Here is a 2890-nt window from a genome sequence, read left to right as displayed (position 1 = left end):
TACTGCCACAGGTATCGTTTGAGAAGAACACATTGACTGCCATGAGCTATCTGCTAATAGATAATCCTCAAAATCTTGGAACTGCTTCGAGCCTGCTACCCAAATATCCCCAGAACGCAAGCCACTGCGTAATTCAGCCAAAGCACACATCTCATAGTAGTGACGATCAATAGTATCGCCTTTAACTACGTGTTTTAACCAACGAGGTTTAACGAAACTAATATCCGCAGATTCCGGTACTTTTCGACCACCAGATATATTTAATTCTTTAATGACTGACAAAGCTTTTAGAATCGGTAAACTGGCTCCAGTAGCTTTAAATTCAAACGCTGACAACAATTTTGGTGTATACCTTCTCAATTGTGAATAACGATTATCAAGCAGTTCAAGATAATCAAAATCTGCGGGTCTGGCTAGCTTTTCAGCTTCGGCAACACTACTAATAAACTTTTCCCAATTTAAGACTGATTCAATCGCTTCATAAGCATCAATTGACTCATCTCTAGCAGCAATCAACGCCTTACCTACTTGAGCATATAATCGGACTTTCTCATTAATTGCTTTGCCATCATGTTGAAACTTATCCCCATGCTGATGCTCACTCCTGTTAAACAATTTACCCATCATTTTATCGTGCATTTCTATGGCATAATCGACTAATGACGCACTCCATTCAATGAGAAAAGCAACTAAAATAGCATAGCGTCTCAATTCATCCAACCTAGATAGGTGAGCAGGTGTAGACTTCGCGCCAGTTCTAGTAAATTGCAGCAGACGATTTTGGTGTACTCGTTTCAAGCATTCAGAGTCGAGATTGAGATGGCGAATAAACTCCAGTCGTTCCACCACTTTTAAAAAGTTTCTTGGATTAGCCTGACCTGGTGGTTGACGTAGCCAAATTAAATCAGTCAGTTTTTTATCAGGCTCTACAACTAATAACTTATCCAGCGCTATCTTTTGTAATGTTGTCAAACTTTTAGTCAACTCAAGACATACTAGTTTTTGAGCGCGATGTCTGACCTCCCAGGCTAAACGTTCTACCGTAGAAATTGCTGGAATAATAATTTGCCGCAAGCGCATCTCATCAATCAACGCTCCCACAAGCGCCATCCCTTTATCTGACGATATTGCAAAAGGTAATAACCATTTTGAGAATTGCTTGTATGTAGATATATTAAAAGTATGAAATCCAAAATTATTTTGAATTTCTGCCAGATGTTCGCGTCGAGTTGTATCCCTTTGAGAATATTCGGTGATGATTGTCGGGTCAAGTTTTAATTGAGATGCAATATAAAACAGTACAGATTCCGGTACTATTTCTCCTAAACTCCAAACACGACCTGGAAAGCGTAGGTAAGATAACTGTATGGCGAAACCAAGACGATTGTGCGGTCTACGACGCTCTTTGATAACTTTGAGTTCGTCATTGCTAAAAGTATAGTAGCGAGCTATATCTCTTGTCGTGATAGAATCGGGGATTTCAGTAAATTGAAGTCGTTGTGTCGGAGATAAAAGTTCGCGCGTTGCCAATTAGATACCTGGATATTCAGTTTTTAAGAAGTAGTTTGATTTTGTTTATAATTCGCGCCACAGTAAGGGCAGAATTTAAATTTCAATGACATAATTGGTTCATTGCAACTAACACAGCGATTTCGTAAAGCTGTGCCACAAGCAAAGCAATACTTCGACCGTAAGTCTGTCCACATTTGGTCAGGAGTAGTTCCTGGAGTCCAACATTTAGGACAAAATTTTAACGTAGTTATTGTTTCTGGGGAGACTTTCTTCGCTGCCGCATCTAGGTACTCCGGTGGTATTCCCAACGCCGCAGCTAGACCACCTTTAGCCTTTTGATTGAGTCTATTCGTTTGTCCACCCTCAATTTTGCGGATGGTCTGGATATGTATTCCCGCTTTGAAACTCAATTCTTTTTGGGTTAAAGAAAGCTGACCTCGCAATCTCTGGACGTAATTAGCAAGCCCTTCATCTCCCAATGGTCGCGTTGAATGTTCTGTTACAATCATCAAAATATATCTGAAAATATATTTGTTAATGATAAGTTAATATCTAAACCTTTATTCAAATAAATTGTAAAAAGCTCTTCTAAAGTAATGATGACTTTAGCAGCTTTAGCCACCAAGTTTTTAGAACGTCCAGGACTAGCCAAAAGTACTCTGCGTTCATATCAGTCTACGATTATCCCCTTGCTCAAGGAGTACGGTCGATGGTCAATAGAAATCATCGACAGACAAGTTTTGATGGAATATCTCAATCATTTAACTGATGTTTCCTATACGACCCACCACCGTCATCAAGCTGTAATCACGGCTTTGTTCAGTTTTGCTGTTGATATGGGATATCTCAAATCCAATCCGGTTGCGGGTCTCACAAGACGCAAACCTAGTCGAGAACAAGGAGAACACGCTACTGATGAGACTGTGCGTTACCTTACTCCATACCAATTAAGTATCCTGTATGGTGTCATCAAAAAAGATGTTCGTTTGTCTGCATTGGTGCGTTTGTTGCATACCAGTGGCGCTAGGATTGCTGAGGTACTGGCTCTAAATTTAGATGACATAGACCTCAAAGCCCGGAAATTTCAGGTTGTTGGCAAAGGCAACAAGCAACGGTGGTGTTTTTACAGTGAAGTAGTACTCACGAGTCTAAATAACTACATTGAATATTATAGACATCCTAAGCATCCAGCACTGTTTACTGCTCAACAGCCAAAAACTTTAGAAGTATCCCGCCTTTCTTACCGCATGGCGCATAAATCTTGGACTAAGTTCATTGGAGATAGTCCTGAACTCCAAGAAATTCGTATTCACGACCTACGGCACACTTTTGCTACAGAGCGAGTGGGATTAATGGGGATTGAAGAACTCAGGGCGCT

General features: G+C 40.3%; 3 protein-coding genes. 1 reads left to right on the top strand and 2 read right to left on the bottom strand.

Annotated features, from left to right (window positions below; translation table 11 throughout):
• A partial coding sequence (locus GNF10_RS36200) for a DUF4158 domain-containing protein (protein ID WP_185607457.1) occupies nucleotides 1–1530 on the bottom strand: 1530 nt, incomplete at its 3' end.
• 23 nt (nucleotides 1531–1553) lie between these two features.
• Complete coding sequence (locus GNF10_RS36195) at nucleotides 1554–2021, bottom strand: zinc ribbon domain-containing protein (RefSeq protein WP_185607456.1); 468 nt, start codon at nucleotides 2019–2021, stop codon at nucleotides 1554–1556.
• A gap of 87 nt (nucleotides 2022–2108) precedes the next feature.
• Between GNF10_RS36195 and GNF10_RS36190 the strand changes: the two genes are divergently transcribed.
• Nucleotides 2109–2890: tyrosine-type recombinase/integrase (locus GNF10_RS36190; protein WP_185607455.1), on the top strand; the 782-nt coding region annotated here is incomplete at its 3' end.

It is taken from the genome of Nostoc sp. UCD121, from assembly GCF_014222285.1.
Classification (GTDB): domain Bacteria; phylum Cyanobacteriota; class Cyanobacteriia; order Cyanobacteriales; family Nostocaceae; genus Nostoc.
Note: the sequence above shows the minus strand (reverse complement) of the source record. Positions and strands in the feature narration are given on the sequence as shown.